At 72.3% G+C, this 21,944-nt stretch carries 17 protein-coding genes, 1 tRNA gene and 1 pseudogene; 12 read left to right on the forward strand and 7 right to left on the reverse strand.

The window, feature by feature from the left end:
* Positions 1 to 398 precede the first annotated feature (398 nt).
* The 4 genes from ABEA93_RS13895 to ABEA93_RS13910 all read right to left on the reverse strand — a co-directional run bounded on the left by ABEA93_RS13895 (position 399) and on the right by ABEA93_RS13910 (position 4,659).
* Complete coding sequence (locus ABEA93_RS13895) at positions 399 to 1,241, reverse strand: S-methyl-5'-thioadenosine phosphorylase (RefSeq protein WP_345675800.1); 843 nt, start codon at positions 1,239 to 1,241, stop codon at positions 399 to 401.
* Between the two features lie 16 nt (positions 1,242 to 1,257).
* Positions 1,258 to 1,587 carry an FmdB family zinc ribbon protein gene (locus ABEA93_RS13900; protein ID WP_345675801.1) on the reverse strand — a complete coding sequence of 110 codons (330 nt, stop codon included), beginning with the start codon at positions 1,585 to 1,587 and terminating at the stop codon, positions 1,258 to 1,260.
* Positions 1,588 to 1,624: 37 nt separating this feature from the next.
* Complete coding sequence (locus ABEA93_RS13905) at positions 1,625 to 2,878, reverse strand: MFS transporter (RefSeq protein WP_345675802.1); 1,254 nt, start codon at positions 2,876 to 2,878, stop codon at positions 1,625 to 1,627.
* A 290-nt stretch (positions 2,879 to 3,168) separates the two neighbouring features.
* Positions 3,169 to 4,659 (reverse strand): potassium/proton antiporter, encoded by a 1,491-nt coding sequence (locus ABEA93_RS13910; protein WP_345675803.1) that lies wholly within the window; start codon positions 4,657 to 4,659, stop codon positions 3,169 to 3,171.
* A 331-nt stretch (positions 4,660 to 4,990) separates the two neighbouring features.
* Here ABEA93_RS13910 and ABEA93_RS13915 point away from each other — a divergent pair, with 331 nt between their 5' ends.
* Entirely contained in the window at positions 4,991 to 8,296 is a 3,306-nt protein-coding gene (locus ABEA93_RS13915; RefSeq protein ID WP_345675804.1) for a penicillin acylase family protein, read from the forward strand.
* Positions 8,297 to 8,382: 86 nt separating this feature from the next.
* Here ABEA93_RS13915 and ABEA93_RS13920 read toward each other — a convergent pair whose 3' ends face one another.
* Positions 8,383 to 9,045 (reverse strand): 5-formyltetrahydrofolate cyclo-ligase, encoded by a 663-nt coding sequence (locus tag ABEA93_RS13920; protein ID WP_345675805.1) that lies wholly within the window; start codon positions 9,043 to 9,045, stop codon positions 8,383 to 8,385.
* 116 nt (positions 9,046 to 9,161) lie between these two features.
* On the opposite strand from ABEA93_RS13920, the gene ABEA93_RS13925 reads away from it, so the two are divergent.
* From ABEA93_RS13925 to ABEA93_RS13960, 8 genes and pseudogenes are all read left to right on the forward strand, one after another.
* A complete protein-coding gene (locus ABEA93_RS13925) occupies positions 9,162 to 10,088 on the forward strand; it encodes a UTP--glucose-1-phosphate uridylyltransferase (protein WP_345675806.1) in 927 nt (308 codons plus the stop codon).
* Positions 10,085 to 11,302 (forward strand): molybdotransferase-like divisome protein Glp, encoded by a 1,218-nt coding sequence (glp, locus tag ABEA93_RS13930; RefSeq protein WP_345675807.1) that lies wholly within the window; start codon positions 10,085 to 10,087, stop codon positions 11,300 to 11,302. Before ABEA93_RS13925 ends, glp begins: the two co-directional genes overlap by 4 nt.
* Positions 11,303 to 11,464: 162 nt before the next feature.
* Positions 11,465 to 11,890, forward strand: a pseudogene (gene moaC / locus ABEA93_RS13935) (cyclic pyranopterin monophosphate synthase MoaC); the annotation flags it as partial.
* Between the two features lie 110 nt (positions 11,891 to 12,000).
* Positions 12,001 to 12,660 carry a MogA/MoaB family molybdenum cofactor biosynthesis protein gene (locus ABEA93_RS13940; RefSeq protein ID WP_345675808.1) on the forward strand — a complete coding sequence of 220 codons (660 nt, stop codon included), beginning with the start codon at positions 12,001 to 12,003 and terminating at the stop codon, positions 12,658 to 12,660.
* The gene (locus ABEA93_RS13945; RefSeq protein WP_345675809.1) at positions 12,645 to 13,277 is read left to right on the forward strand and encodes a GNAT family N-acetyltransferase; all 633 of its coding nucleotides are present in this window, start codon (positions 12,645 to 12,647) and stop codon (positions 13,275 to 13,277) included. The genes ABEA93_RS13940 and ABEA93_RS13945 overlap by 16 nt, the downstream gene beginning before the upstream one ends.
* Positions 13,278 to 13,481: 204 nt before the next feature.
* Entirely contained in the window at positions 13,482 to 14,930 is a 1,449-nt protein-coding gene (locus ABEA93_RS13950; RefSeq protein WP_345675810.1) for a hypothetical protein, read from the forward strand.
* 103 nt (positions 14,931 to 15,033) lie between these two features.
* Positions 15,034 to 15,110, forward strand: a tRNA-Ala gene (locus ABEA93_RS13955).
* Positions 15,111 to 15,333: 223 nt separating this feature from the next.
* The gene (locus ABEA93_RS13960) at positions 15,334 to 16,158 is read left to right on the forward strand and encodes an SGNH/GDSL hydrolase family protein (protein WP_345675811.1); all 825 of its coding nucleotides are present in this window, start codon (positions 15,334 to 15,336) and stop codon (positions 16,156 to 16,158) included.
* Positions 16,159 to 16,189: 31 nt separating this feature from the next.
* On the opposite strand, the gene ABEA93_RS13965 is transcribed toward ABEA93_RS13960, so the two are convergent.
* The gene (locus tag ABEA93_RS13965) at positions 16,190 to 16,819 is read right to left on the reverse strand and encodes a TetR/AcrR family transcriptional regulator (protein ID WP_345675812.1); all 630 of its coding nucleotides are present in this window, start codon (positions 16,817 to 16,819) and stop codon (positions 16,190 to 16,192) included.
* The gene (locus tag ABEA93_RS13970) at positions 16,810 to 18,552 is read right to left on the reverse strand and encodes a dolichyl-phosphate-mannose--protein mannosyltransferase (RefSeq protein ID WP_425584939.1); all 1,743 of its coding nucleotides are present in this window, start codon (positions 18,550 to 18,552) and stop codon (positions 16,810 to 16,812) included. Before ABEA93_RS13970 ends, ABEA93_RS13965 begins: the two co-directional genes overlap by 10 nt.
* A gap of 103 nt (positions 18,553 to 18,655) precedes the next feature.
* Here ABEA93_RS13970 and rsmI point away from each other — a divergent pair, with 103 nt between their 5' ends.
* The 3 genes from rsmI (at position 18,656) to metG (ending at position 21,826) form a co-directional block, all read left to right on the forward strand.
* Positions 18,656 to 19,513: a 16S rRNA (cytidine(1402)-2'-O)-methyltransferase gene (gene rsmI, locus ABEA93_RS13975; protein WP_345675813.1), complete on the forward strand. Its 858-nt coding sequence runs from the start codon at positions 18,656 to 18,658 to the stop codon at positions 19,511 to 19,513.
* Positions 19,514 to 19,749: 236 nt separating this feature from the next.
* On the forward strand, positions 19,750 to 20,058 hold the full coding sequence (locus tag ABEA93_RS13980) for a hypothetical protein (RefSeq protein ID WP_345675814.1): 309 nt from the start codon (positions 19,750 to 19,752) through the stop codon (positions 20,056 to 20,058).
* Positions 20,059 to 20,182: 124 nt separating this feature from the next.
* Positions 20,183 to 21,826: a methionine--tRNA ligase gene (metG, locus tag ABEA93_RS13985; RefSeq protein WP_345675815.1), complete on the forward strand. Its 1,644-nt coding sequence runs from the start codon at positions 20,183 to 20,185 to the stop codon at positions 21,824 to 21,826.
* The last annotated feature ends 118 nt before the right edge of the window (positions 21,827 to 21,944 follow it).

The following is a 21,944-nucleotide window of genomic DNA, read 5'->3' on the forward strand; positions in this document are numbered from 1 at the left end:
CGCCTCGCCACTGGCGCTCCAGCCGCCCCCGCGAGCCGGTCACCACCGGCATGCCGCCCTCGCCCCCGCCGACCGCACGCCGAACCACTCACCACGACGCCGCGCACGCTCGACACCGCCCGACGGCTCGCCCGACCTCCCGCCGAGCCGACCCAGCCCGAGCCGACCCAGAGCCCGAGCCGATCCAGCCGAAGCCGCTCCTGTGCCGACCGCCCCCAGCCCGCTCAGCCTCAACCCCAACGCAAAACGGGCCCCCGCCCCCGAGCAGACAACCGCTGCCCGGTTCCGAGAACCCGCCTCACCCACAGAACGCAAGCCGCACGACGACAAGCCGCGCAACCTCAAAGCCGCACAACCTCCTCAAGCCGCGCGACCACAAACCGCAGACCCGGCAACCCTCACGCCGGCCGCGGCACGTCCTCCGCCCCGCACGCGCACACCCGCTCCACCGGCATTCCCGCCACCACGTCGAACAGCAGCGTCCGCAGCCGTCCCACGTTCTTGGCGAAGACCTCCAGCACCTCCGCGTGCGTGACGCCGTCGCCCGCTTCGACGCCCGCGTCGAGGTCGGTGACCAGCGCCATCGCCGTGAAGCACAGGCCCAGCTCGCGGGCCAGCACCGCTTCCGGGTGGCCTGTCATGCCGACGATCGACCAGCCCTGCGCCGAGTACCAGCGCGACTCGGCGCGGGTCGAGAACCGCGGGCCCTCGATGACGACCAGCGTCCCGCCGTCGACCGGCTCCCACTCCGCGGCGCGCGCCGAAGCGATCGCGACCGCGCGGCCCGACGGGCAGTACGGGTCGGCGAACGACGTGTGCACCACCGGCGCCGGCGGCTCGTCGAAGAACGTCTGCACGCGCGCCGACGTCCGGTCCACCAGCTGGTCCGGCACCACGAGCGTGCCCGGGCCCAGCTCGGCGCGCAGTCCGCCGACCGCGCACGGCGCGAGGACCTGCGTCACGCCGGCGGCACGGAGCGCCCACAGGTTGGCGCGGTAGTTGATGCGGTGCGGCGGGATCGTGTGGTCGCGTCCGTGCCGCGGCAGGAACGCGACGCGGCGGCCGCCGATCTCGCCGAAGAACAGCGAATCGCTCGGCGCGCCGTAGGGCGTGTCGATCCGCACTTCCACGACGTTGTCGAGGAACGAGTAGAACCCCGACCCGCCGATCACGCCGATCTCGGCAGGCGGCACCTCGGCGGGCAGCACGCCGTGCGTCGAAACCGTGGGCGCGGTCGTCATCCCGGCCCCCGCCCGCTCAGGACCCCGTCGAAGCCGTCGACGTACTCGACGACGAAGACGAGGAAGACGACGTGGACGAAGACGAAGACGAAGACGACGAGGACGAGTCCGAAGACGACGACCCCGACGACGAAGACGAAGCCGCCGGCACCGTCGACGAGCTGGACGACCCCCGGCTGTCCGTCCGGTAGAAGCCGGAGCCCTTGAACACGACTCCGACAGCCGAGAACACCTTGCGCAGGCGGCCCTGGCAGGCCGGGCACTCGGTGAGAGCGTCGTCTGTGAACTTCTGGACGGCCTCAAGCCCCTCGCCGCAAGCGGTGCACTGGTACTGGTACGTCGGCACGGTCAGGTCCTCCTTCGCAAGACAGGTGCTGGCACTCTCACCTGCCGAGTGCCAATGGTGCAGCATCCACCGGAGTTACGTCCACCACGGCCCCGGCCGCCGCGCCGCGCGTCGGCGTCAGGAGCCGCCGCCCGAGGGACACGATGGCCAGCCCCGAGGCCGCCGCCGCGAACGTGAGGACGAACGCGGGACCGGCCCCGAATTCGTCCGTCGCCACCCCGGCGAGCGTCGATCCGAGCGCGAGCCCGAGGCCGACCGCGCCGGTCAGCCACGTGAACGCCTCGGTCTTGGCCGCGGCCGGCACCAGCGTCTCCACCAGCGTGTAGCCGGTGATGAGCGTGGGTGCCAGACCCAGGCCGACCAGCAGCGCGACCGGGATCATCACGCCGATGCTCGGCACCGCGAACAGCGGTGCGGTGCCGAGCGCCAGCATGCCGAACGCCGCGGCGAGCCGCGTATGCGCCGCCCGCCGCCACGCGACGGCCCCGTACACCGCGCCCGCGATCAGGCTGCCGCCCGCGAACACCGCGTACAGCGCGCCGGCGAGCCCCGCCTGGCCGGCTTCCTCCGCGAATGCGGTGATCGCCACCTGCACGGTGCCGAACACCATTCCGATGCACACAAACGCCGCGGCGAGGAGCCTTACTCCCGCGACGCGCAACGCCGAAGCGTGCCGTTCGTCACCTGCCGCCGCCCGCCGGGCCGGCGCCGTGGAGCGCTGGGCGGCGAACGCCAGCGAGCCGACGACCGTGAGCACGGCTTCGACGGCCAAGCCCACGCCGGGGTCGATGCCGGTGGCCAGGAACGTCGCCACGACCGGGCCGACGACGAACGTGAACTCGTCGGTCACCGACTCGAACGCGAACGCCGTCGGCAGCAGCGGCTGCCCCTGGAGCTTGGCCACCCAGCGGGCCCGCACCATCGATCCGATCTGCGGCACCGAAGCACCGGCCGCGATCGCGGTCACGAACAGCGTCCACGTCGGCGCGCCGGACTTGGCGCACACGATGAGCGCGGCCACCGCCGCGCCGTGCACGAGCGCACCGGGCACCAGCACGGCCGCCTGGCCGTAGCGGTCGGCCAGCCGCCCGGTCTGGGGGCCTACCGCCGCGAGCGCGACGGCCATGGCCGCCGAGACGGCGCCCGCCATTCCGTACGAGCCGGTGGCGTCCTTCACCAGGAGCACGATGCCCAGGCCGAGCATGGCGTAGGGCAGCCGTGCCACGAGCCCGGGAGCCAGAAAGCGCCACGCGGAAGGGGTCCGCAGCAGCGCGGTGTAGGTCGATATCACTCGACGTACTGCTTCCTGCCGCCTGGTAGCGCACAGGGAGTACCCGGTACGCCGAGAGCTGTCCTCAAAGCGTCGACCGGGGTAGATGCCGCCCCTCACCCGCGAGAACCGGATCGGAGGGAACGACCGCCGAGCGGCCTCGCCAGCTCTGCATCAGGCAGAGTCGGTCTTTATCAAGAGCTTTACTGTCGAATCGTACAACGTTGAGATGATCCGCGGAATTCCGGACGCGGACCGCCTCCGGCCACCCGGGCAGCCCCCGAGCGGCAGCCTCGGAACGCGGCCGCCGCTCACTCCGCCCCGCGGAACCCCAGCCAGCCCGCCAGCTTCCCGCCCCGGCTGACCGCGCGCAGCCGCCGCTCGGTCGCGCCCTGCACGCCCTCGGTGGTCACCACGAGCAGGTCGTCGCCGCGCTGCAGCACGGTGGTCGTCACCGGCACGAAGCTCTCGCCGTCGCGCACCACGAGGGTGACCGCGGCGCCCTTGGGCAGCCGCAGTTCGCCGACCTCCACACCGTGTATCCGCGATCCCACCGGCACGCTCACCGACAGCAGATGCGCACGGAGCTTGTCGAGCGGGGCGGATTCCACGCCGAGGTCTTCCGACTCGGGACGCCCGCCGAAGCCGACCTTGCGCGCGATCCACGGCAGCGTCGGCCCCTGCACGATCGTGAACACGATGACGAGCACGAAGGTGACGTTGAACAGCCGCTCGGCCTCCGGCACCCCCTCGACGATCGGGATCGTCGCCAGCACGATCGGCACGGCACCGCGCAGGCCCGCCCACGACAGGATCACCTGCTCGCGCCACGGCACCTTGAACGGCGACGTCGACACGACCACCGACAGCGGCCGCGCGAGCAGCAGCAGGACCGTGCCGATCAACAGCGCCGGAACGATCGCGTTGCCCAACTCGTGCGGGGTCACCAGAAGGCCCAGCAGCACGAACAGCCCGATCTGGGCGATCCAGCCGACGCCTTCCGCGAACCCCCGGGTCGCGGCCTTGTGCGGCAACGCGGAGTTGCCCAGGACGAGCGCCGCCAAGTAGCAGGACAGGAACCCGCTGCCGTGTGCGAGGGCGCCGGTCGCATAGGCGAGCACCGACAGGGTGATCACCGCGATCGGGTACAGGCCCGAGGCCGGCAAGGCGATGTGCCGCAGCCCCCACGACCCGATCTTGCCGATGGCAAGGCCGATCGCCGCGCCGATCGCCAGCTCCAGGACGATTTCGCCGACCACGTGGTACCAAATGTGCGTGCCCTGATGGGCGAACGTCGCGACGAGGATGACCACCGGCGCGTCGTTGAAGCCGGATTCCGCCTCCAGCAGACCGGTCAGCCGCTTCGGCAACGGCAGCGAACGCAGGACCGAGAACACCGCCGCGGCATCCGTGGACGACACGATCGCGCCCATGAGGATGGCCGTCGCCCAGTCCACGTCCAGCACCCACCGCGTCGCGACCGCGATCACGCCGACGCTCACACCCACGCCGATCGTCGACAGCACTGCCGCCGCGGGCACGGCGGGTTTGATCTGCTGCCAATTGGTGCTGATCCCGCCCTCGGTGAGGATCAGGATGAGCGCCGCGTAGCTGAGCGTCTGCGTCAGCTCCGCATTGTCGAACGTGACACCCAGGACGTCGCCGCCGATGAGCACGCCGAGCCCCAGATAGAGGAGAAGGCTCGGCATGCCGATGCGGGTGGCCACGCGTACGGCGACCACCGCAACGAGCAGGACCAGTGCTCCGACAGCGAGTACCTGGTTCAGCTCGGCAACGGTCACGTAGGCTCCTCCGGCGGTCGTCGGGTCCGGCCGGCGGCACGATCGGACACGTCGTCAACTTCGGCGTTTGGCGGCGTGGGAAAAGGAACTGACAGGGCAACACCTGTCACCTTGGCAAATATTTTACCAATCCCGGCGCCGTGCCTCCGCCGCCGGGTACCCGCACGGGCCGGACGGCGAACCCCGCGAACGCACCCTCGCACAAACCCGCGAAGCGTTCGCGGAACAACCCGCGGGCGGGTTCGGGGGGCGCGCGACCGGTACACGCGTCGGTGGGCCCGCACGCCTCCGCTCTAAGGTGTCCTTGCCGCACCGATCGCGAAGGATCTTGATGCCCGCCTCGAACACGCCCGGCCCGGAGCAGCCCGAGTCGTCCGTACCGGATCAGCCGGACGTTTCAGGCACCGACCGCGCGAGCACCCAGAATTGGGACACCTGGGGTGCTGTCTCGCAGTTCCACGGCCGGCCGCCACAGGGCCCGGCAGCGCCGCGCCGGCAGGACCGGCAGCCCGAACAACCGCCCCAGGCGCCGCAGGCCGCCGCGGACGAGCCGCAGGCCCCGCAGCCGCCGCCGCGCCGCGCGCGGTCCCAACGCGCGCAGGACCAGCCGCCGCAGCCGCAGCCACTGCAGCCGCAACCGCCGCAGGCGCAGCCGCCGATGGAGCCGTACCCGCCCGCCGAGCCCTACCGGGCCGCGGAGCCGTACCCGCCCGCCGCGGCGGACCCGTACCCGCCCGCTCCGGCCCCCGCGGCCCACCCGGCCGCCCAGGCGGCGCAGCCCCCACCGCCCGCGCCGCAGCCGGCCGAGGCCGCTCCCGCGGAGCCTTCCGCCGAGGACGCCGCCGAACTCCCGCCCGGCGTCAAGCACGTCGAGGCGCGGCCCGCGAAGCCGTCCGGCGGCCGCCCGAAGCGCCGCGGCCGCAAGCTGCGCAACGCCTCCATCGCGTTCGTGGTGCTGCTCGCCGTCGCGCTCGGTGCGATCGGCTGGTACGCCTACGACCTCAGCCGCAAGTCCTTCCCGGACCTCGACGGCACCGTGAAGGTCCCCGGTCTGTCGGCCCGCGTCGAGGTGCTGCGCGACACGAACGGCATCCCGCAGATCTACGCGGACACTTCCGAAGACCTCTTCCGCGCTCAGGGCTACGTCCAAGCGCAGGACCGCTTCTGGGAGATGGACGTCCGCCGGCACCTGACCGCCGGCCGCCTCTCCGAGATGTTCGGCTCCGACCAGGTCGACAACGACATCTTCCTGCGCACCCTCGGCTGGCGGCGCATCGCCGAGCAGGAGGTCGCCAAGCTCACCCCGCAGGCCCGCGGCTACCTGGAGGCCTACTCCGCCGGGGTGAACAGCTACCTGCAGACGCACAAGGGCGACGACCTGTCGTTCGAGTACACGCTGCTCGGCTTCGTCCGCGACGACTACAAGCCCGAGCCGTGGACGCCCGCCGACTCGGTCGCCTGGCTCAAGGCCATGGCCTGGGACCTGCGCTCGAACCTCCAGGACGAGATCGACCGCGCCCTGCTGTCCGACAAGCTGACGGTCAACCAGATCGAACAGCTGTACCCGCCGTACCCGTACGAGCGGAACGCGCCGATCGTGCCCAACGGCGCCGTCGTCAAGGACCCGACGGCCCAAGGCGGCGAGCGCTTCCAGCAGGACGCCGTGCCGCCCGCCCCGTCCAAGAGCGCGCAGAACGCCCTCACCGAGCTGTCCAAGTCGCTGGAGAAGCTGCCCGCGCTGTTCAGCGACCGGTCGGCCGGCGTCGGCTCCAACTCCTGGGTCGTGTCCGGCAAACGCACCACCACCGGCAAGCCGCTGATGGCCAACGACCCGCACTTGTCGCCGTCGCTGCCGTCCGTCTGGTACCAGATGGGCCTGCACTGCCGCACGATCAGCGCGGCCTGCCAGTACGACGTCTCCGGCTTCACCTTCTCCGGCATGCCCGGCGTGGTCATCGGCCACAACCAGAAGATCTCCTGGGGCTTCACCAACCTCGGCGCCGACGTGACCGACCTCTACCTGGAGAAGGTCAGCGACACCGGCTACCTCTACGACGGCTCCTACCAGCCGTTCGAGGAGGTCCGCACCGAGACCATCAAGGTGTCCGGCGGCAAGGACCGCACGATCCAGGTCCGTTCCACCCGGCACGGCCCGATCGTGTCCACCGCCGACGACGAACTCGAAGACGTCGGCAAGCAGGCCCCGATCCCCGACCCGGGCCCGCAGCGCGAGGAAGGCTTCGCCGTCGCCCTGCGCTGGACCGCGCTGGAAGCCGGCACCACGATGGAGTCGCTCTTCCAGCTCAACCGGGCGACCGACTGGAACAGCTTCCGCGACGCCCTGCGCGGCTTCGACGTGCCGTCCCAGAACGTCATCTACGCCGACGTCGACGGCAACATCGGCTACCAGGCGCCCGGCCGCATCCCGATCCGCCGCAGCGGCGACGGCCGCTGGCCGGTCTACGGCTGGGACCCGAAGTACGAATGGGACGCGATGATCCCGTTCGACTCGCTGCCGAGCACGTACAACCCGCCGGAGGGCTACATCGTCACCGCGAACAACGCGGTGACCCCGCCGACGTACCCCTACACGCTTACCACCGACTGGGGCTACGGCTCGCGCAGCCAACGGATCATCGACATGATCAAGTCCCAGGACAAGATCGATCCGCAGGCGATGAGCCGCATGCAGATGGACGACCGCAACCCGATCGCCGAGGTGCTCGTCCCCTACCTGCTCAAGATCGACGTCAAGGACTCGTGGGTCCGCGAGGCGCAGAACCTGCTCAAGGGCTGGGACTTCCGCCAACCCGCCGACTCGAAGGCGGCCGCGTACTTCAACGGCGTCTGGCGCCAGCTCCTGCTGCTCGCCTTCGGGGACAAGATGCCGATGTCGGTCCGCGCCACCGGCGACTGCGACACGGACGCCGCCGGGAAGACCGACTGCGGTCAGCGGGACGGCTCCACGGCCCTGCCCGACGGCGGCGACCGCTGGTTCGAAGTCGTGCGCGCGCTGCTGCCCGACGAGGAAAGCCCCTGGTGGAACATCTCCGGCGACCCCGCCAAGATCACCACCCGCGACGCCCTGCTGCTCAAGGCCATGACCGCGGCACGCAAGGAACTCACCGCCGAGATGGGCAAGGACATCTCGACGTGGAGCTGGGGCCGCCTGCACACGCTGGACCTGAAGAACCAGACCCTCGGCACCGAGGGCCCCGGCGTGGTCAAGTGGATGCTCAACCGCGGACCGTACGAAGTGGGCGGCGGCGAGGGCCTCGTGGACGCCACCGGATGGAACGCCGCGCAGGGCTACGAGGTCACCACCGTGCCGTCGATGCGGATGGTCGTCGACCTGTCGGACCTCGACGGGTCCCGCTGGATCAACCTCACCGGCGCTTCGGGGCACGTCTGGCACGACAACTACACCGACCAGACCGACCTGTGGGTCAAGGGACGCACCCTCGCCTGGCCGTTCACCCGGCAGGCGGTGGACGCCGCGGCCAAGCACACGCTGGTCCTGGAACCGGGCGACGGACCGCCGCCCGCCGCACCGGGAGAGCCCGGCGAGCCGGCGCCGGGGCAGAGTCCGGCGCTCCCGCCGGCGTCCGGCGGGACCGCGGGGTCGCGCGCGCCGTAAGGCGAACAGCCCATCGACGACGAGGAGGGCGGCACGAGCCGCCCTCCTCGCGCGTTTCCGGCCCGGAGGCCGGCCGTGCCCGCCGGTCAGCGCCCGAACCGCACCAGGCCGCCACCGGGTGTCAGCGCCGCGCGCACCGGCCGGTCGTGCGGCTCCGCCGGGACCTCGGCGACCGTCTCGCCGTCGTGCAGCAGCACGACCGTGAACGCGTCCGGCCGCACCCGGGCCAGCGCCCGGTCGTACGACCCACCGCCGCGCCCCAGCCGCATCCCGCCCCCGTCCACCGCCAGCCCCGGCACGACCACCGCGTCGGCCTCCGCCACGGCGTCCGGGCCGAGCTGCGGCCCCGCGGGCTCGTGCAGCCCGCGGCCCGCCCGGTGCAGCGACTCCGGACCGGTGTACTCCGCCCAGTCCAGGTCGTTGTCGGGCAGCAGCACCGGCAGCAGCACCCGGCAGCCCGGCCCGCGCAGCAGCTCCGGCAGGTCCGGCGGGCCCGGCTCGGAGCCGACCGGCACGTACGCCGCCACCACCCGCGCCGCCGCGATCTCCGGCACCGCGGCCAGCCACTCCGCCAAGGCGCGCGCGGCCGCGTGCCGTTCCTCCCCGCCCCGGTCCGCGCGGGCGGCGAGCAGCCCGGCCCGCAGCACCGTCTTGGACGGGATGTGCGGCACCCCCGCCCCGGTCTCGTCCGCGTGAATGTCGGCGGGCCCGTCCGCGCGCCGCGGGGCCGCGTGCCTGTCGTCGTTCATGCCGGAAATCTACGGTCGCGGCGGTGCCGTGCCGGAAGACACCCCCGTGGCGGCTTCCGGCCATTCGGCGGGCTTTCTCAGGCGACGCTCATACGCCCCGATTAGAGTCTTCGACCATGAACCCGGCGCCCTCGGCCCGCCCTCGGCGGATCATCAGCAAGGCTGTCGTCCCGGCGGCCGGACTCGGCACGCGATTCCTCCCGGCGACCAAAGCGACGCCCAAGGAAATGCTGCCGGTCGTCGACAAGCCCGCCATCCAGTACGTCGTGGAGGAAGCGGTCGCGGCCGGGCTGCACGACATCCTCATGGTGACCGGCCGCAACAAGCGGCCCCTCGAAGACCACTTCGACCGCGCCTACGAACTCGAAGAGGCACTGTCCGCCAAGGGCGACACCGAGCGCCTCAAGCGGGTCCGCGAATCCAGCGAGCTGGCCGCGATCCACTACGTCCGGCAGGGCGACCCGCGCGGCCTCGGCCACGCCGTACTGTGCGCGCAACCGCATGTCGGCGACGAACCGTTCGCCGTCCTGCTCGGCGACGACCTCATCGACCCGCGCGACCCCCTGCTCACCCGCATGCTGGAGATCCGCGAGCAGCTCGGCGGCAGCGTCGTGGCGCTCATCGAGGTCGACCCCGCGCATATCCACCTGTACGGCTGCGCCGCGGTCAAGCCCACCGGCATCGACGACGTCGTCCGGATCACCGACCTCGTGGAGAAGCCCGAACCGGGCACCGCGCCCAGCGCCTACGCCGTCATCGGCCGCTACCTCCTGGACCCCGCGGTCTTCCCCGTGCTGGCCGCCACCGCGCCGGGCCGCGGCGGCGAGATCCAACTGACCGACGCGTTGCGCGAACTCGCGTTGCGCGACGAGGACGCGGGCGGGCCCGTGCACGGCGTACTGTTCACGGGTCGGCGCTACGACACGGGCGATCGCGGCGACTACTTGCGGGCTATCGTCAGACTTGCCTGTGAGCGGGACGACCTGGGCCCGGAATTCCGGGACTGGCTGAAAAAGTACGTCGACGAGGAGCTGCGGGGATGAAGAGCGTCGAGGAGCACCTGACCGGAATCCTCGAACGGGTGGCACCGCTGTCGCCACTGGAACTCCAGCTCCTCGACGCGCACGGCAGCATGCTGGTCGACGAGGTCGCCGCGACCGGCGACCTTCCGCCGTTCGACAACTCGTCCATGGACGGCTACGCGGTCCGCCTCGCCGACGTCGCGGACGCCAGCGAGCGGTACCCCGTCGTCCTCGACGTGGTCGCCGACATCCCGGCCGGCACCTCGCCCGACGTCGCCCTCGAACCCGGCACCTGCGCCCGCATCATGACCGGCGCGCCCGTTCCCGAAGGCACCGAGGCGATCGTGCCCGTCGAGTGGACGGACGCGGGCATGCCGACCGTGCGCGTCCGGCGTACGCCCGACGAGGGCCAGTACATCCGGCACCGCGGCGACGACGTGGCCGCCGGCCAGACCGTCCTCGACGCCGGCACAACGCTCAACTCCGCGCAGGTCGGCCTGCTCGCCGCCATCGGCCGCGACCGTATCCGGGTCCGCCCCCGCCCGCGCGTGGTGATCCTCTCCACGGGCAGCGAACTCGTGCAGCCGGGACGCCCGTTGACGGCCGGTCAGATCCGCGACTCGAACAGCTACATGCTCACTGCCGCGGCCCGCGAGGCGGGCGCGATCGCGTACCGCGTCGGCAACGTGGCCGACGACCCCAAGGCGCTCATCGACACGATCGAAGACCAGCTGATCCGCGCCGACGTGGTCGTGACCACCGGCGGCGTCAGCGCGGGCGCCTACGACGTGGTCAAGGAAGTGCTGACGGAACTGGGCACGGTCGACTTCGACAAGGTCGCCATGCAGCCCGGCATGCCGCAGGGCTTCGGCACGATCGGCCCGGACGACACGCCGATCTTCACGCTGCCCGGCAACCCGGTCAGCGCGTTCGTCTCCTTCGAGGTCTTCGTGCGGCCCGCGCTGCTCAAGATGGCCGGCGTCACGGAGACCGCGCGCACCGTGGTGCGGGCCCGCTGCGAGGCCGCGTTCACGTCGCCGGAAGGCAAGCGGCAGTTCGTCCGCGCCAAGTACACGCCCGCGGAGAGCCCCGCGGCGCCCGCCACCGTCGAACCGGTCGGCGGCCACGGCTCGCACCTGATCGGCAGCCTCGCGCTCGCCGACGCCCTCGTCGTGGTGCCCGAGGACGTCACCGAGGTGCGCCGCGGCTCGACCGTCGACGTCATGCTCCTCTGAACGCGGCTTTCACGTGCCCGAGGCCCCGCCCCAGTAACGTTGGCTAGTCAGGTCGGCCGGCCGGATCGGCCGGTCGCATCGGCTGGTCGGGGGCAGGGCACGAGAGGGAGAACGGTGCGCGGCGAGACTCTCACGCACATCGACGAGAAGGGCGCCGCCCGGATGGTCGATGTCACAGCCAAACAGGTCTCGGTGCGGACCGGTCGGGCGAGCGGACGCGTGCTGGTCGCGCCCCGCGTCGTCGAACTGCTCCGCGGCGAGGGACTCCCCAAGGGCGACGCGCTGGCCACCGCGCGCATCGCCGGGATCATGGCGGCCAAGCGAACTCCCGACTTGGTGCCGCTGTGCCACCCCATCGCCCTGCACGGCGTCACGGTCGACCTCGCGGTCGAGGACGACGCCGTGTCCATCACCGCGACGGTCCGCACCGCGGACCGGACCGGGGTGGAAATGGAAGCGCTGACCGCCGTCTCGGTGGCCGCGCTGACCGTCGTCGACATGGTGAAGGCGGTCGACCCGGGCGCGGTGATCACCGACGTGCGGGTCGAGGAGAAAACCGGGGGAGTGTCGGGCGACTGGACGCGTGCCGCGGAAGGCGCGCCGTCCCCGTCCGCCTCCCCCGGGCACGGGGACGAGCCCGGAGCCGCGGCCGGGGAGAGCCGCACCGCTCCGGGACCAGCAGACGGAGGGGAAAACTGATGCGAGCCATGGTCATCACCGCGTCGACGCGGGCCGCGGCCGGAGCCTACGGGGACGAGAGCGGACCCGTCATTGCCCAGGAACTGACCCGGCTCGGGTTCCAGGTGCGCGGCCCGCAGGTCGTGCCGGACGGCGAACCGGTCGCGCAGGCGCTGCGCGACGCGGTCGCCCAGCACTACGAGGTCGTCGTCACCACCGGCGGCACCGGGCTGACACCGATGGACCAGACGCCGGAAATGACCCGCCGGGTCATCACGTTCGAGATCCCCGGCATCGCCGAGGCGATCCGGCAGGCCAGTTTCGACAAGGTGCCGACCGCGGTCCTGTCGCGCGGCATCGCCGGCGTCGCGGTCGTGCAGGACGCCCAGTGGGTCTACCGCAGCCTGATCGTCAACCTGCCCGGTTCGCAGGGCGGCGCGCGCGACGGCATGGAGGTGCTCGGGAAGTTCCTCGTGCACGCCGTGCAGCAGCTGCAGGGCGGCGACCACGGGCAGGCCGGCTTCGGCGGCGGACCGGCCGGCGGCTACCAGCAGCCCGGCGGGTTCGGCGGCGGAGGCGGCTTCCAGGGCGGCGGGGGCGGGGGCTTCGGCGGAGGCGGAGGCGGCGGCTACGGAGGTGCCGGCGGCTACTCGGCCGCGCCCCCATGGGGCAACTCCTGATCCGCGGCTGGCCGGTGGAGTTGGCCGAAGGACCGGTCGTCCTTCGGCCGATCCGCGGCCGCGACGCCGACGCGTGGCAGGAGGTCCACACCCGCAACCGCGAGTGGCTGCGCCGCTGGGAGGCCACCGTGCCGCCCGGCTCGCCGATCGCCCGCCGGCCGACCTTCCGGCAGATGGCGCGCTACCTGCGCGCCGAAGCCGCGGCGGGCCGCATGCTGCCGTTCGTGATCCTTTACGACGGGCGCCTCGTCGGCCAGGTCACCGTCGCGGGCATCACGTGGGGCTCGATGAGTTCCGCGCACATCGGCTACTGGGTCGACGAACGCGTCGCGGGACGCGGCGTCATGCCCGCCGCCGTCGCGCTCGCGGCCGACCACTGCTTCTTCCGCGTCGGCCTGCACCGGCTCGAAGTGTGCATCCGGCCGGAGAACGCGCCCAGCCGCCGGGTGGTGGCCAAACTCGGCTTCCGCGAGGAAGGCGTCCGGCCGCGCTACCTCCACATCGACGGGGATTGGCGCGACCACTTGGTGTACGCACTGAACGCGGAAGAAGTTCCCGAAGGACTGCTCGCGCGGTGGCGCGCCTACCGCCAGTCCCGAGGTCTCGCCGGAGCCTGAGGCCGAGCCCGATTCGGGCCGGAACCGGGCCCGAATCGGGCCCGAAGCGGGGTCTGACCAGCCGTTTCGTACCCTCGCCTGCCGTATTCGTATGACCACAGGAGCCACATCTGTCCCAGTAGTCACACACACATCAAAGAAGATCGTGCGACACACCGTCCGTCTTCCGACGATCCGGACGCCGTCCGGCTTAGCGTGTCGGATGTGAGCAGCAGCGGCCTGATCTACGCAGCGATCGTGGGTGCTTGGGCTGCCTACCTGGTGCCCATGTGGCTCCGTCGGCAGGACGAGCTGAACGAAGGCCGGCACACGGAGCGCTTCACCACCGCGATCCGGATCCTGTCCCGGCGCGGCGCTCTGGAACGCCGCTACGCCCGCATGATCGCCAACGGCGACAGCAACCTCGACACCGTGACAAGCGAGGTTCCCGCGCGCGGCGAACACCCGCCTCCCGAGGCCTCCCGCACCGGGCGCGGCACCCGCGACGAGCCCGCGGCGGCCCCGCCCGGCACCGAGAAGGCGCCGCCCGGGGCGACGGCCGAACACCCCCCCGGCAGTGCGGCCCGGCGGCGCGAGTCGCCGGCCGCGCAGGCCCCGCGCGGCCGCCAGGTGCACGCGCCCGTCGAGCCGACGGGCCGTCCCGGCTCGGCCGACGGGGCCTTCGACCGTTCCCGGGACCCCGAATCCCGGGACGCCGGATCCCGCACCGCCAAGCCGGCCAAGTCCGCCCGCACGCCCGAACCGGCATCGGCCGACGGCGCCCGGCGCCCGGCCGGCCCGCCCACGGGCAAGTCGCGCGACAACGCTCCGGCCAAGTCCGGCCGCCCGGCGGCCAAGACGCCGCGCCCGGGGGCCGTGCCCGCACCGCGCCGCGGCCTGCGCAAGCTCGCCCGTGGCATCGCCGCCCCCAAGCCCCCGGCACCGCTGCGCCGCCCCGACGGCCGCGCGGCCCTGCTGGCGCGCCGACGCCGGGTCGTCGTCGGGCTGTTCCTCGCCTTCACGGCCGGGGCGGTCCTCGCCGGTCTCGGCGGCATGGCCTGGCTGTGGCTGCCCGCCCTCCCCGGCGCCGCGCTGACCGTCTACATCGGCTACCTGCGCGTGCAGGAACACCGCCGCTACGAAGCCAACTTGCGCAGCATGCGCGCCCCCGCGGCGCGCCCGCCCGCGGCCCGCCCGGCCCCGCCGCGCCCGGCCGCCCGCACGCCGGAAGCCGACGAGCCGCGCCGTTCCGCCCCCGCCGCACCCCGCCGCCGCCCCGCGGCCGACGGCGATTCCGCGCGCCGCCCCCGCCCTACCGGGGAGGCGGGCCCGGCCACCGAGCGCCCCGCCGCCCGCCCGGCGCCTGAGGCACGCCCCAAGACGTCCCGCCGCGAGGCCGAGGACCGCGACCACGCCGAATGGATCGCGGCCCTCCAGACCGACACCGCGGACGCCCGCGACCGTGACGCCTGGGACCCCGTCCCGGTGCCGCTGCCGACCTACGTGACGGCCCCGGTGGTCCCGCGCGGCGAGCCGGCCCTCCCCGAGGCCCCGGAGGCCACCGAGGAGCACCACGCGCCGCCCACGCCGCTGTTCGACCAGTACGCCGAGGAAGCGCTCCCGTCGATCCCCGCGTACGAACCGCACGAATGGCCGCGCGCGGGCAACGAGTAGGACGCCCGACACCGCGTCGGAAGGCAGTCGGGCGGCAGGCGTTCACCCCGCCGAATACCCGTGCACGAAGCACCTCCGGAAGGTGGTAATCTTCTTTCTCGTTGGGGCTGTGGCGCAGTCCGGTAGCGCACCTCGTTCGCATCGAGGGGGCCAGGGGTTCAAATCCCCTCAGCTCCACCAACACGAAGGCCCGGTCCGTGAGGACCGGGCCTTCGTCGTTTCCCATTCCTCTTTTTCGACGGCTTCCTCTTTTCCGGCGGCCGCGCGCCGTCGGAAGGGAGCCGGAACAGCGCCATGTGAGGTAAGCCACAGGGCCTTTCCCGGGAAACCGTGCATCACTTGGGGTGACAGAGCCGTCACTACGGTCGCGTAGCCCGGTCACCGCGTGCCAACATCGCGTGACATGGCCGACGATGAGAAGAACCTCGACGGGCCCCCTGCCACAAGCTCGTCCTCCGGCGCCACCGGCTCGCCCATCCGCTCGTACGTCGCGATCGGCGACAGCTTCACCGAAGGCGTCGGCGACCCCGGCCCCGACGGCACCCTGATCGGCTGGGCCGACCGGTTCGCGGTGCGCCTGGCGGAAGCCCGGCCCGGGCTCCGGTACGCGAACCTCGCCGTCCGCGGCAAGCTCCTCCAGCAGATCCTCGACGACCAGCTTCCGGTGGCCGTCGCCGCGGCCCCCGACCTGGTGAGCTTCTGCGCGGGCGGCAACGACGTGCTGCGGCCCGGGGGAGACCCCGACAAGCTCGCCGCCGAGTACGAGCAAGCCGTCGTCGCGCTGCGCGGCGCCGGAGCCCGGGTGATGGTCTTCACCGGCTTCGACACCCGCGAGCTGGGCCTGCTGAAGCTGGTGCGCGGCAAGGTCGCCACGTACAACGAGCACCTTCGGGTGATCGCCGCCCGCCACGACTGCACCGTCGTCGACCTGTGGGCCATGCAGGCCGTGCAGGACCGCCGGGCGTGGAGCGAGGACCGCCTGCACCTGTCGGCATGCGGCCACGAGCGGGTCGCGCTCAACGCGGCGCGGGCGCTCGGCCTGCCGACCGACGAGGACCCCGAGGCGGCGTGGCCGCCCGAGGCGGAGCAGCTCAGCGCGGCGGCCGCCCGGCGCGAACACGTCCAGTGGGCGCGTGAGCACCTCGTGCCGTGGATCGGGCGCCGGCTGCGCGGCCAGTCGTCCGGGGACAGCAGGGAGCCGAAGCGGCCCGATCTGCTGCCCCTCTGAGCGAAGCGGCGGGGCGCCGGCCGGGCATGCGTCAGCCGGCGGCCTGCTCCGCGGCCGCGCCCGCGATCAGCAGGCGGGCGCTCCGGCGCACCACGAGTTCCACGTCGTCCATGCTCATCCGGCCGAACGCCCAGCTGAACAGGGCGCCTTCCCAGGCGACGCCGATGAGGCGGATGAACTCGTCGACGTCCGCGACCTCGTCGGCGACGGCGGTGCGGAACATGTCGTGCATGATGCGGTTCGTCTCGCGGTGGCAGTCGCGCACGCCCGGGTCGGACGAGCCGAGCGCGTGGATGAGGGCCTCCGCGAGCCGAGGCTTGCGGGACATCGCGCGGCAGGTGTCCGCGATGATCGCGGCGACCCGGTCCGCCGCGTCCGCACCGCCGGGGCGGGCCGCGGCGCGGCTGCGCTCGAGCGACTTGATCCAGTCGAGGTGGGTCGCCGCGAGCAGGTGGTCCTTGGACGAGAAGTGCCGGTAGATCGTCGCGGACGACAGCCCGGACATCCGCACGACGTCGCGCATCTGCACGCTCTCGTAGCCGCCTTCCGCGGCCAGGGCGCGGGTCGCCTCGATCGCGCGGCGGCGGATGTCCTCCTCGCGGGCCTGCCCGCGGCCGGCCCCCCGCGCCGCCGCGGGGGGCTGCCCGTCCGTCAGATCCATGTCGTCCACCACATCCGGTCCTGCCAATCGCTGTACGGGATCGTGGTGCCGGTGAAGATCGGATAGAAGTACAGGAAGTTCCAGGCGATCAACGCGATCAGGCCCACCGCGGCCGCCGCGCCCCACGCCCGCCGTTTGTCGCTCGATCCCGGCGGACCCAGGATCGCGCCGATCATCATCGCCACCGCGAGGGCGAGGAACGGCACGAACACGACCGCGTAGAACAGGAAGATCGTGCGGTCCTGCTTGGCCAGCCACGGCAGGATGCCGACCGCCAGGCCGCACAGGATCGCGCCCGCGCGCCAGTCGCGCCGCGCCGCCCACCGGTAGAGCAGGAACAGCACCGCGAAGCAGGCCGCCCACCACAGGAACGGCGTGCCGATCCCGAGGACTTCCTGGGCGCACTTGTCGACGTGGCAGCCGTCCTGCCCGTTGCTCGGGCTTTCGAAGTAGTACGACACCGGCCGGCCGAGGACGAGCCAGCTCCACGCGTTCGACTGGTAGACGTGCGGATCCGACAAGTGGTTGTGGAACGTCCACATTTCGGAGTGGTAGTGCCACAGGCTGCGCAGCGACTCCGGCATCCACGTCATGTCGAACTGCGGCAGGCCGCTGATCTTGACCGGGCCCAGCGAGAAGTGGTCGGGCGACAGGCCGTCCCTGCCGTGCGCCCAGTCCCGGAAGTAGCCGCCGTCGGTCATCAGCCAGCCCGACCACGACCAGATGTAGACGACGAGCGCGACGACGACCACGGACAGGAACGCCCACGGCAGGTCGCGGCGCACCACGGCCGCGTACACGCGCCACCCGGCGGCGCCCGCCGCCCGGCGCGCCCCGGCGTCCCAGAAGAGCGCCAGGAGGACGAACCCGAACACGATCGGGACGCCGCTCCACTTGGTGCCGCACGCGAGGCCCAGGCAGATGCCCGCGACGATGCGCCACGGGCGCAGCCCCAGGCCCATCTTGAGCGCGCGGTGCGGGTCGATGCCGTCGCGCATCCGCCGGGCGGCCGTGGCGCGCGCGTCGTCGCGGTCGATGAGCAGCGCCCCGAACGCGGCGAGCACGAAGAACATCAGCACCAGGTCGAGCAGCGCGGTGCGGCTCATCACGAAGTGCAGGCCGTCGAGGGACATGAGCAGGCCCGCGATGCAGCCGAGCAGCGTGGAGCGGAACAGCCGGCGGCCGATGCGGCACAGCATCAGCACGGACAGCGTGCCGAGCAGCGCGACCATGAAGCGCCAGCCGAACGGGCTGATGCCGAACACCCACTCGCCGAACCCGATGATCCACTTTCCGACCGGCGGGTGGACGATGTACGACCCCGGGTCGTTCAGGAACGACCCGTAGTCGCCGTGCACGAACGGCGGATTGGCCTTGTCCGGGTCGGCCCAGGTGCCTTCGTAGCCGAGCTTGATGAGCGACCAGCCGTCTTTGGCGTAGTACGTCTCGTCGAATATCACCGCATCCGGCTGCCCGAGCTTCCAGAAGCGCAGGAAGCCCGCCATCAGCGTCACGAGGAGGCAGGGAAGCCAGCCGCCGCCGGTGTAGGGCGAGGAGTCGGTGAACCCGGGGACCAGGCGTTCGCGCAGCGACACGCGCGGCCGCGGCCGGAAACCGAACCGGGCGAGCGTGCGCGACCAGGCGCCCGCGTCGGCCTCGGACACCGCGGTGCCTCCGCCGTCGTCGGGGGGTCGCCGGCGGGTGGGGTTCTCGGTGGCCACGTCGCTCGTCACGCGGTCATCGTATTGACCGCGGCGGCGTGCGGCGGTCAGGACGGCCTACGAGCCCGAGGGGAACCGTCCGCGGGCACCCGCCCGGGCACGAGAAGATGGGGCCGTGGAACAAGAACGCAGCGGGGTCCTCGTCCTGGCCGGAACGCCCATCGGAGACGTCGACGACGCGCCGCCCCGGCTGGCCGCGGAGCTTGCCGCCGCGGACGTCGTCGCGGCCGAGGACACCCGGCGGCTGCGCCGTCTCGCGCAGGCGCTCGGCGCCGAGGTGCCCGGCCGCGTCGTCTCCTACTTCGAAGGCAACGAAGCGGCCCGCACCGGCGAACTCGTGCGCGCGCTGCTGGACGGCTCCCGTGTGCTGCTGGTCACGGACGCGGGCATGCCGTCGGTGTCCGACCCCGGATACCGCCTGGTCGAGGCCGCGGTCGCGGAAGGCGTGCGGGTGACAGCGGTGCCCGGCCCGTCCGCGGTGCTGACCGCGCTCGCGCTGTCCGGCCTCCCGGTCGACCGCTTCTGCTTCGAGGGGTTCCTGCCGCGCAAAGCCGGCGAGCGCGCCGGGCGGCTGCGCGATCTGGCCGCGGAGCCGCGCACCCTGGTGTTCTTCGAGTCCCCGCACCGCATCGCCGACTCACTCGCGGCGATGGCCGACGCGTTCGGCGCCGACCGGCGTGCCGCGGTGTGCCGGGAGCTGACCAAGACCTACGAGGAAATCCGCCGCGGCCCCCTCGACGAACTCGCCGCCTGGGCCCAGGACGGCGTGCGCGGCGAGATCACCGTGGTGGTCGCGGGCGCCCCGCCCGCCGATCCGTCGGAGGTCGGCCCCGAAGCCCTCGCCGACCTCGTCGCCGCCCGCGAGTCGGCAGGTCAGCCGCGCAAGGAGGCCATCGCCGCGGTCGCCGCGGAACTCGGCGTGCCGAAACGGGACGTGTTCGACGCGGTGGTCGCGGCCAAGAAGAGCCGCTGAGCCGAACGGGTTCCGGCGCGGTCCCGAGCGTCAAGCACCGGCAACGCCCCGGTAGCACAATGGGAGTGTTCGGCCCATGTCCACCCCAACTTGTTCATTCTCCGGACTAGAGCAGACCAAAGGGATGTAAGCGCCGATACGGCAGGCGACTCCACGGGCATCCCATGGAAGCGAAGCCGGGGCCCCTGGGGAGCCGCCGAACCGTTCGGCGGACGGGCCCGCGCGAGGAGGTCGCCATGAACACCTCGACCATCGTGCACGAGGCGTACTCGTTCGTCTGTCTGAGCTGCGGTCACGGCTGGGAGCGGGCGTACGAGATCCACCACGTCACGGACCTGCACGGAAACCAGGTCTGCCACTACTACCACGAAGGCGAGCGGGTCCCGTCGCCGTTCACCCGGCCGCGCTGCGAGCAGTGCGAGGGCAACCGCCTCCGCATCCTGCGGGCCGGCCGCGTGGCGTCCGCCACGCCGCCGACCGGCGCGTCCGCTCCCACCTCCGGCCCCTCGGTGCGCCACTGGCACCTGAGGCTGCCGCGCCGCTGACCGCAGCACCGCCCTCGGCACCGTCCGTCCTTGCGCGTCGTCCCTCGCGCCTCACATTCCCCGGCCGGGCCGCCCCCTGATACTCGGGGGCGACCCGGTCTCCGCGGGCCGTAGGATTTCCGGCATGGCGGCCACTGGATCCATCGATCACTCCACGAACCCGGGCGGACACGACGGGGGCAAGGCGTACTACGTCTCCACCCCGATCTACTACGTGAACGACGCCCCGCACCTCGGCCACGCCTACACGACCGTCGCCGGTGACGTGCTCACGCGTTGGCACCGCCAGCGCGGCGAGAAGGTGTGGTTCCTGACCGGCACGGACGAGCACGGCCAGAAGGTCATGCGCACCGCCCAGGCGAACGACATGTCGCCGCAGGAGTGGTGCGACCGCCTCGTGGAGTCCGCGTGGAAGCCGCTGTGGCGGCACCTGGAGATCGCCAACGACGACTTCATCCGCACCACCGAGCCGCGCCACACCGAGCGCGTGCAGGAGTTCGTCCAGGACCTGTACGACAAGGGCGAGATCTACCAGGGCTCGTACGAGGGCCTCTACTGCGTCGGCTGCGAGGAGTTCAAGCTCCCCGGCGAGATGGTGGACGGCACCGGCGAGTACGAGGGCCAGAAGCTCTGCATCATCCACAGCCGCCCGCTCGAGCTGGTGCACGAGGACAACTACTTCTTCCGGATGTCGGCCTACACCGACCGCCTCCTCGCCTTCTACGAGGCGAACCCGGACTTCGTGCAGCCCGCGTCGGCGCGCAACGAGGTGCTGAAGTTCGTCCAGCAGGGCCTGCAGGACCTGTCGATCTCGCGGTCCACGTTCGACTGGGGCATCAAGCTCCCGTGGGACGAGTCGCACGTGCTGTACGTCTGGGTCGACGCGCTGCTCAACTACGCCACCGCGGTCGGCTACGGCGCGGACCAGGCCAAGTTCGACGCGACCTTCCCGGCCGACGTGCACCTGGTCGGCAAGGACATCCTGCGGTTCCACGCGGTCATCTGGCCGGCCATGCTGATGGCCGCCGGGCTGCCGATGCCCGGCAAGGTGTTCGCGCACGGCTGGCTGCTGGTCGGCGGCGAGAAGATGAGCAAGTCGAAGCTGACCGGCATCGCGCCGCAGCAGCTCACCGACCACTTCGGCGTCGACGCGTACCGGTACTACTTCATGCGGGCGATTCCGTTCGGGCAGGACGGCTCGTTCTCGTGGGAGGACTTCACCGCCCGCTACACGTCCGAACTGGCCAACGACTTCGGCAACCTGGCGTCGCGGGTGGCCGCGATGGTCGGGAAGTACTTCGGCGGCGAGCTGCCCGCGGCCACCGCGGACAGCGAGGCCGAGACGGTGCTGCACGAAGCGCTGGCCGGCGCGGTCAAGTCGGCGGACGCCAAGGTCGAGCAGCTCGACTTCCAGGGCGGCCTCGACGACATCTTCGGCTTCGTGAAGCTGGTCAACGGCTATCTGACCGAGCAGGAGCCCTGGAAGGTCGCCAAGGACACGTCCGAGGCCGGCCAGGCCCGCCTCGCGACGATCCTGTACACCGCCGCCGAGTCGCTGCGCGCGCTCGCCGTGCTGCTCAACCCGGTCATGCCGGCCACCGCGCAGAAGCTGTGGGAGTCGCTGGGCGCCGAAGCGCACCTGGGCGCGCTCGCCGACCAGCACGTGCAGAACGCGGGCGCGTGGGGCCAGCTCCCCGCGGGCGCGACGATCACCAAGGGCGAGATCCTCTTCCCGCGCCTGGAAGAGAAGAAGGACGACGCCCAGTAGGAACCGGTGCACGGTCCGGGCTCCGACGGGCTCCAACCCGCCCTGACCTGCCCTGGCCAGCCCTGACCGGCGCTGACCGGCTTCGCAGGACCACACCGGTGGGTGCCCGCCCGGGGCG

Source organism: Yinghuangia aomiensis, from assembly GCF_039542225.1.
Lineage (GTDB): Bacteria > Actinomycetota > Actinomycetes > Streptomycetales > Streptomycetaceae > Yinghuangia > Yinghuangia aomiensis.

Coding starts and splice junctions, on each gene's coding strand:
- ABEA93_RS13895 (WP_345675800.1), bottom strand. CDS start 1,241: ATGACGACCGCGCCCACGGTTTCGACGCACGGCGTGCTGCCCGCCGAG.
- ABEA93_RS13915 (WP_345675804.1), top strand. CDS start 4,991: ATGCCCGCCTCGAACACGCCCGGCCCGGAGCAGCCCGAGTCGTCCGTA.
- ABEA93_RS13920 (WP_345675805.1), bottom strand. CDS start 9,045: ATGAACGACGACAGGCACGCGGCCCCGCGGCGCGCGGACGGGCCCGCC.
- ABEA93_RS13925 (WP_345675806.1), top strand. CDS start 9,162: ATGAACCCGGCGCCCTCGGCCCGCCCTCGGCGGATCATCAGCAAGGCT.
- glp (WP_345675807.1), top strand. CDS start 10,085: ATGAAGAGCGTCGAGGAGCACCTGACCGGAATCCTCGAACGGGTGGCA.
- ABEA93_RS13940 (WP_345675808.1), top strand. CDS start 12,001: ATGCGAGCCATGGTCATCACCGCGTCGACGCGGGCCGCGGCCGGAGCC.
- ABEA93_RS13945 (WP_345675809.1), top strand. CDS start 12,645: ATGGGGCAACTCCTGATCCGCGGCTGGCCGGTGGAGTTGGCCGAAGGA.
- ABEA93_RS13960 (WP_345675811.1), top strand. CDS start 15,334: ATGGCCGACGATGAGAAGAACCTCGACGGGCCCCCTGCCACAAGCTCG.
- ABEA93_RS13965 (WP_345675812.1), bottom strand. CDS start 16,819: ATGGATCTGACGGACGGGCAGCCCCCCGCGGCGGCGCGGGGGGCCGGC.
- ABEA93_RS13980 (WP_345675814.1), top strand. CDS start 19,750: ATGAACACCTCGACCATCGTGCACGAGGCGTACTCGTTCGTCTGTCTG.
- metG (WP_345675815.1), top strand. CDS start 20,183: ATGGCGGCCACTGGATCCATCGATCACTCCACGAACCCGGGCGGACAC.